Genomic DNA, 7,416 nt, shown 5'->3' with positions numbered 1-7,416 from the left:
GATTGTCACGCAAGCCTTGTGTGACGTGTGTGCGGTAGCCGAAAGCGAAGTTCAATCCGCAGCCTGCTCATTGCCGGGATCACCGCCAGTGATCAATTTGGAACCGACTTCACTTGACGATGTCATGCAGTGCATTCGCCAAGTTGGCTCCGCAGCGGATTGCCTAGCACGTGCGGAACACTGTATCGCTCAGCTGCAACTGCGAATCGATGCGGTAGCAGCGCGAACCGCATCGATTGCAAAACGACCGAGCGTGATGCTATTGGAATGGATCGATCCTCCGTTTTGTGCAGGCCACTGGAGCCCCGAAATTGTCGCCCTTGCCGGTGGACGCGAAGCGATCGGCGTCGCTGGCGAGCGTTCGGCCACGATCACCTGGGAACAGATCGTCGCTGCGGATCCTGAGGTGTTGATGATCGCGTGCTGCGGTTTTGACATCGCCCGCACCATGCAAGACGTTCCTATCTTGAAATCCTACCCACACTGGGAAACGCTCACGTGCGTCAAAAATGATCGCGTTTATGCCGTCGATGGATCGGCCTATTTCAGCCGGCCTGGGCCACGCTTGGTCGACAGCCTCGAGATCCTCGCACACGCATTGCACGAGTCAGTTCACCCTCTGCGCCGCGGATTACCCGCGGCCAAGAAAGTGAGGTAGAGGGCTCGCCGGCGTGAACGTTGCGAGTGACGGACTGCTGCAGCGTGATACCTCAGGAAACTGTTGGCGATTTTTATTGCAAGTGACTTACACCCGATAACAGGCTTGAAGCCTATCCCACATTCAGTGTTGGACTTGGTCTTCGAGTGCTTGACGGCATGCGATGGCAGCGTCTTGCCAGTCGCCTGCTTTCGCGGTCGCAATCAAATCGAGAATCACTTGGTGCGATTCGCCTAGCGTCCCTTGGCTCGCTTCAAGTTCTCGCACTTGTTCTTCGATCTGCTGCAACCCTTCGCTACTGCGTTGATTGCAAACTCGATAGAGGGCAATCGTGACATCGTAACCATGTTCGTCAAGTTCAACGGGCGTATGCGACATCCACCAAGCGGCTGCGACAACGGCAAACACGACTGAGATGACAACCGCGATGACTTTGAGGTTTGAATCTGAATTTGTGCTGCTAGAATTGCGCGTCATTAAAACTTCTCCCAATCGATGACTTCGTGCTCATCCATACTGGACAGTTCGGCCCATAGATACAAATCGACAAAATCGGTGACAAACCGAACCGAACCATCCCCCATGCAAACGTAGCCGCCACCGAGGTGTTGAGAGTACATTTGCCCGACGTGATAGGTGGGAAAGTTGACCGGATGAATGATGGGACTGCCGGTAATATCAAGCTCACCACCGGAGGGTCCTGCGTGGACCAATGTCAGAGTCGCAGCGGCGTCGGGACCATTCTCTGGTGACAAAAAACGCGGATGCGTAAACGCGCCTGGAACGACACCGACCCAAGTTTTCTCGCTCAACGCAGAGCTATGTTCGCCGAAGAAAATGGTATTGGATGTTCCATCGAGCACATCGCGAAAGCGTGTTTTAGAATTGCGGAAAAATGGTCCGTCTGCGACGTTGGCGGCATCGCCGTTGATCGGAACGATTTTGGTCGTTGACGTATAAATGTTCGTAAACACTTCGCCGGTGGCGGCCGAACCACATTCACCCCAACAGCTTTCTTGGCCGTGGCTTGCCACATAATGGCTACGCCCCAGTGTCATCGTTTGTCCGGCGATCATCAATGGATTTCCTGCTTCGTCTTTTACTTCGAATGGCTCATCGCCACCGGTCGCACTCGGGCATAAGAACATCGGAACGGTCGCGGAAATCGCCTGCTGATTGTACGAGGACCAAATTGGTTGATCATACCGCAGGCTGTCTGCCAACGCGTTTCCTTCGGCAAACGGCAATAGTCCGGCGGCCCAGCCCCATCCTGGCCCCGCATCCCACGTGATCGGATCCATCATGACCGATGCCGGGGCCGAACCATCACGTGTGGGATGCGAAACATAGCCAGCGGGAAATCGTTGGTAAGCCGAATGATAGTTTTGTGCCGCCAACCCCACTTGTCGCAAATTGTTGCTGCACGACATGCGCCGCGCCGCTTCACGTGCCGCTTGGACCGCGGGAAGCAGCAATCCAACTAACACCCCAATGATCGCGATCACCACCAGCAATTCCACTAGCGTGAATGCGACACGGCGGCGACTCCCATGATCGATCGTTGATCTATCCAGACCAAAACTTCCGGAAACGAATTGTCGTTCCACGACAAAACAGTTGAACGTCCGCATTCGAAACCTCTATTTTCAGTTGACATCGTTTGATTTCACTTGTTTGATTTTCAGCAGCCGACCATAAGTTAGCCTGTGCTAACTTATGGTCGCTAAAAAAATGAACATCCGTTCTCTGCGTTCATTGCTACGGTGTTCTCGGCTGCCTACCAAACAAATGTTAGCCCCAGCTAACTTCATGAGCCAAGTCTACCGATCGAGAGAGAGACAATCAAGGGGATTCAGCGTGAAAACAATTTTGTTAAGCTATGGAGCTACCATAAAAGAACATTGCGGGTGGTCTTTGCACCACTTGGGGCATACAAAGGGAACCTAAATTTGCCATCGAAGACTTATCAACGAATTCGATCGGACCACGCCAGCGAGGTTGCCGAGGACTATGTCGAAGCGATCGCCGACGCGATTAGCGAGCGAGGCGTTTGCCGAGCGATTGACCTTGTCAAACATTTCTCAGTCACCCATGCCACGGTCAATAATACGATCGGCCGCTTGCAGCGTGATGGTTTTGTCGTGACCGAGCCCTATCAACCAATCGAACTCACCACCGCGGGAAAACGATTGGCGACGCAGTCACGGCAACGCCACGAAATCGTGGAAAGTTTTCTGCGGCGTATGGGAGTCAGTGCGGCGACGGCGGCCGCCGACAGCGAAGGGATCGAGCACCATGTCAGCAAAGAAACGCTCGCGGCGATGAAACGCGTGCTGACCAAAGGTTGGCCGAGCGAGCCATCCTAGAAAAAAGGCTCATTCCTGAGGCTCCGGCCTAGGAACGCACTGCTTTCGAGGCTCCCGCCTCGTTTTGCCACGCTCGGCAGGCAGGAGCCTGCAACTCATTGGGTTCCGCTACCTTACTTGGTCAAAATCAGCTTGCCTTGGCGGGTTTCTCGCAGCCGGTAAAGCATCCCTTCGTGTTCGATCCAAATCTCGTCCCCACAGCGAGAAAGATCTTTGAATCGCACGATTTTGGGTGCAATTTTGCTATTCCAGACACCGCCAGCCTCCGAACTTTTTTCGGAACCGGACGACAACGGCTCATCTTGATTCGTCATTTGTCGCTATTTCTAAGTGGCTTGCGGGTTTTCGCTTTTTTTTACTCAGCCATTCTTGCGAAAAATCCTCCGCAACACAATACTTGTTGAGACTGATTCGCATTAGCGATTCGATTCTGACGACGCAGCAAGCCAAGAGCCCCGGACGTCGACGCCCGGATCTACGACTCCTTAGCCAGCCACGCTCGGATGCAGTTCTCGTGTTCATGTTGAACATCGAGAGTTTGTTCCTTTCCCGTAGGCTCAATGAAGGAGTTACATGATGACATTCTCGCGCACTCGGTCTGTCCGTTTTCAGGGCACCGATCAATCGTTTTCGCCGCGTCGCCTCCAAGGCGGCTTTACCCTGGTCGAATTGCTGGTGGTCATCGCGATCATCGGGATCTTAGTCGGACTGTTGCTTCCCGCAGTCCAGGCCGCTCGCGAAGCGGCACGCAAAATGTCGTGCACCAACAACATGCGACAAATAGTGCTGGCAGCACACAACTATCACGGCACCTTTGGCCAGTTCCCGGCCGGTAGCATCCAGAGCAACTTTATCAGCCCATTTGTCTCGGTGCTGTCACATCTGGAGGAATCAAACAACTACCAGCAGTGGGATTTCTCGAAGAGCTATAGCGATCCTTACAACGAAAACGTTTCGTCACAGCAGATCGCTACCTACTTGTGCCCTTCGATGATCTTGAACCGTGAAGCCCCCGACACTCGCATTGGGACTAATGGTCGGCCTGTCGAAACCGGCGGCCCCTCCAGCTATTTGTGGTGCGAGGGGACTGACGATTACATGCAGAAAGGCGACGGATTGTTTGGACTGCATTGGCCATCGTACGGCTATCAAAACCCACCGAATCGATTCCGCGATTGCTTGGATGGGACCTCGTCAACCATTGCTCTGGGCGAGACCGTCTATAACTACAACGACTACGTTTGGAGTGGCAGTACGTTGCCAAGCGATATGGTTGGAACCGTCAAATGGGGCACCGCTCGCTGGGTCGTCGGTTATCCCAAAATTGCACTGGGGACAACGCTGTATCCGCTAAATGTCCACACCGCGGCCAACATCGGTGGATTTGCCAGTCAACACATCGGTGGTGCTCATTTCGTCTATGCCGACGGCAGCACACGCTTCATGACCGATTCGATTGACTATGAAATCTACAATGCACTAGCTAGCAAGAATGGTCACGAAGTAATTTCCGGAGACGAGCAATGAGTTGGCGAAAACCTTGGGTTTTCCTCGCTCACGCGTTTTCGGGCATCGCGATTTTAATCGCAAGTGGATGCAGCGAGCCGGAACCCGAACGGATTGCAATCCATGGAACCATCCAAGCCGAAGGCAAACCGATCGAGCATGCGACGTTGATTTTGACGCCTGTATCGGAATCGGCTGCTCCCGTGACGACACGAATCGAAGCAGGACGTTTTGCTTTTACTCGACACACGGGGCCCTACGCCGGAGAATACATCGTGCGGGTGAATCCCGACGAAGCATCGATCGAAGCCATCATCGAGGTGGCCGAGCAAGACCCACGCCAAGCAGCACGGAAATTCGGTGCGCCCCGATCCCCGACTTCACTTCGCAAGTCGACCGCCGAGACAACCAAGCGTATCGAGATCACACCGCAGTGCGAGAGCCCGCTGCAAATCGATCTGTAGTAACAACGTGGGATAGGCTTCGCGTCTGTCTTTTTTCCTTCCACTTTTACTCGATGCATAATCCTCTGCAAAATCCTCTCTTAAAAAATATCAAAATGAAACCTACCTACCTCCGCTCAATTGCCTGCCTAGTTGTCTTGCTCAGTTTGCTCGCCCCGCAATCCGCGAACGCCCACTTTCCTTGGCTTGCTCTGGACGACGAAGGAAAACCGATCCTGTTTTTCGGCGAAGGCCTGGATGATCGCACCTACCATCTTCCCGAATCGATGTCGCAATTTGAGCTGAAACATGCTCACAGCAAAGACCAAACGAAACCGCTTCAATTGCAACCAGTCTCGACCGATGATTTGGTGGGTTTGCGATCCGCACATTCGGTTAAGCCGACTGGATGCATCTATGGAACACAAACGTATGGCGTCTACCACGGTTCGAAATTGGTGTATTACGTCCAGCATTTCCCGAGTTTGGATCCGGCCACTTGGACGACTGGCAACATTCCAAACAAACTTCGCGCCAAAGTCACCGCGGACAAAGACGGAATCCAGGTGTCAGTGTTTTGGCAAGAAAAACCACTTTCCGACGCCGAAGTCAAACTGTTTTGCGACGAAGGGCACGAGGAAGGATCGGCAAAAACGGACGAAAATGGCGTCGTAACGTTTACGAACCAACAAGTCGAACCCGGTTTGAATGCGATCCTGGTTGGCTTCACGGACAAGCAGGCTTCGGGTACGTTCAAAGAACAGTCCTTTCAAGCGACCAGCAACTATCTGACCGTCACGTTTCCTCGGCCGCAGATCAATGGGAAAGCAAACCACAACGACTCGGCCCACACCCGTGAATCGAAAATGACGAAATCAAATGAATCGTCGGTAGCTGTCAAAACTTCGTCACTTCCTGAACTGCCAACTGAGCTCACCAGTTTCGGGGGCACGGTCGCAAACGGAACGTTGTTTGTCTACGGCGGTCATGTTGGAAACGCTCACTCGTATTCCACCGCCGAGCAATCCAACGCATTTTGGTCGCTCGACCTACCCGATGGAGCTTCGTGGAACTCGCTGCCCTCGGGTCCCAAGCTGCAGGGCTTGGCGATGGTCGGTCACGGTAATTCGGTGGTTCGAATCGGTGGCTTTACCGCGCTGAACGATGAAGGCGAAACGCACAATTTGCAATCGCAAGCGACGGTCAGCCGCTATGACATCGATGCCAAACAATGGAAGGACGACACCCCGCTTCCCGAACCGCGTTCGTCGCACGCCGCTACGGTGATCGGCAATCAAGTCTATGTCGTTGGGGGTTGGGCGATGTCGGGCGAAAACGAAACTCAATGGCACAACACCGCTTGGACCGCCGATCTAAGCCAGCAACCTTTACAGTGGAAACCGATTGCAGCGCCTCCGTTCAAACGACGTGCATTGTCGGTCGCCGCACACGACGGACGAGTCTATGTTGTTGGCGGCATGGACCAAGAACAAGGGCCGAGCACCGAGGTCGATATTTTTGATCCAAAGTCCAATCAATGGTCCAAGGGAGCTTCGCTGATTGGCGAAGCGATGACCGGTTTTGGATGCTGGGCTCAATCGCATGCCGGACATCTTTACGTCAGCACCGTCAACGGCACGATCCAGCGATTGACCGATGAGGGCGACGACTGGGAGATCGTCGGCAGCTACGATCCCGGACGCTTCTTTCACTGTATGCTGCCCCTTGATCCCTCATCAATGGTGATGGTCGGTGGCGCGAACATGTCAATCGGACGCTTTACGAATCTCGACATCGTCGAAATTAAATAGCTGCGGTCGAGTGATCGTTTCTCTCAATTCGAGTCTTGCCCCGTCACGCGACGGGGCTGTTTCGCCCCCACGCCGGATCACATAATTACAGCAAAAATGACGGAAAAAACAGGCTAACTGCCAGCCAGTATAAATTAAGCAACATTGTGCTAGCAAAGCATTGACGTCCTCGCGTCAGCTGCTAGATTCTTAGGCGTTCGTGGTGACTCGCAGTGAATCTACACTTGCGAGTGAACAGGGAACTCCGGTGAAATTCCGGGATGGTCCAGCCGCTGTGAACTGCCTTCGGATGCGTGAACTGAATGCATCCCAATCGAAACTCTTTCATTAAAACGCCATTGCTTCTAGAGACCTGGTCAACAGGAAATCGGAGTGAGAAGGCTGCGAGAACTCGGTCGGCAGTGAGTCAGAAGACCTACCACGAAATAGACGATTTCGGGCCCTCTTGGATTGGGGTGATCGTTGCGATGTGATTCGACGAAACGTTTGCCGACGGCCGAGCGGCCGCTTTGGCAAACTGCCCTCCGCTGAAACACATCGATTCGTTTTTCATTGTTCGTGAGCTTCTATTCGATCACGGTTGTTGCCGGCTGGCTTAGCAACCTGGTGCCGCACATCTAGCGCGGCTTTCA

General features: G+C 53.6%; 8 protein-coding genes and 1 riboswitch. Of the genes, 5 read left to right on the top strand and 3 right to left on the bottom strand.

Going from position 1 to position 7,416, the window contains the following annotated elements; genetic code table 11:
• A partial coding sequence (locus RMSM_RS11965) for an ABC transporter substrate-binding protein (RefSeq protein ID WP_040765935.1) occupies positions 1–658 on the top strand: 658 nt, incomplete at its 5' end.
• A 123-nt stretch (positions 659–781) separates the two neighbouring features.
• Here RMSM_RS11965 and RMSM_RS11960 read toward each other — a convergent pair.
• Complete coding sequence (locus RMSM_RS11960; RefSeq protein ID WP_008695967.1) at positions 782–1,135, bottom strand: hypothetical protein; 354 nt, start codon at positions 1,133–1,135, stop codon at positions 782–784.
• Entirely contained in the window at positions 1,135–2,289 is a 1,155-nt protein-coding gene (locus RMSM_RS11955; RefSeq protein WP_008695966.1) for a DUF1559 domain-containing protein, read from the bottom strand. The genes RMSM_RS11960 and RMSM_RS11955 overlap by 1 nt, the downstream gene beginning before the upstream one ends.
• 318 nt (positions 2,290–2,607) lie before the next feature.
• Between RMSM_RS11955 and mntR the strand changes: the two genes are divergently transcribed.
• On the top strand, positions 2,608–3,024 hold the full coding sequence (gene mntR / locus RMSM_RS11950; protein WP_040765934.1) for a manganese-binding transcriptional regulator MntR: 417 nt from the start codon (positions 2,608–2,610) through the stop codon (positions 3,022–3,024).
• Between the two features lie 113 nt (positions 3,025–3,137).
• On the opposite strand, the gene hemP is transcribed toward mntR, so the two are convergent.
• A complete protein-coding gene (gene hemP / locus RMSM_RS11945; protein WP_008695964.1) occupies positions 3,138–3,338 on the bottom strand; it encodes a hemin uptake protein HemP in 201 nt (66 codons plus the stop codon).
• 259 nt (positions 3,339–3,597) lie between these two features.
• Between hemP and RMSM_RS11940 the strand changes: the two genes are divergently transcribed.
• The 3 genes from RMSM_RS11940 to RMSM_RS11930 all read left to right on the top strand — a co-directional run bounded on the left by RMSM_RS11940 (position 3,598) and on the right by RMSM_RS11930 (position 6,784).
• Positions 3,598–4,551, top strand: coding sequence for a DUF1559 domain-containing protein (locus tag RMSM_RS11940; RefSeq protein WP_008695963.1), 954 nt, complete (start codon positions 3,598–3,600; stop codon positions 4,549–4,551).
• Complete coding sequence (locus tag RMSM_RS11935; RefSeq protein ID WP_008695962.1) at positions 4,548–4,994, top strand: hypothetical protein; 447 nt, start codon at positions 4,548–4,550, stop codon at positions 4,992–4,994. Before RMSM_RS11940 ends, RMSM_RS11935 begins: the two co-directional genes overlap by 4 nt.
• A gap of 95 nt (positions 4,995–5,089) precedes the next feature.
• A complete protein-coding gene (locus RMSM_RS11930; protein ID WP_040765931.1) occupies positions 5,090–6,784 on the top strand; it encodes a Kelch repeat-containing protein in 1,695 nt (564 codons plus the stop codon).
• Between the two features lie 183 nt (positions 6,785–6,967).
• Positions 6,968–7,221: riboswitch (cobalamin riboswitch) on the top strand.
• Positions 7,222–7,416 lie beyond the last annotated feature (195 nt).

This window comes from Rhodopirellula maiorica SM1 (assembly GCF_000346295.1).
GTDB classification, from domain to species: Bacteria; Planctomycetota; Planctomycetia; order Pirellulales; family Pirellulaceae; genus Novipirellula; species Novipirellula maiorica.
Note: the sequence above shows the minus strand (reverse complement) of the source record. Positions and strands in the feature narration are given on the sequence as shown.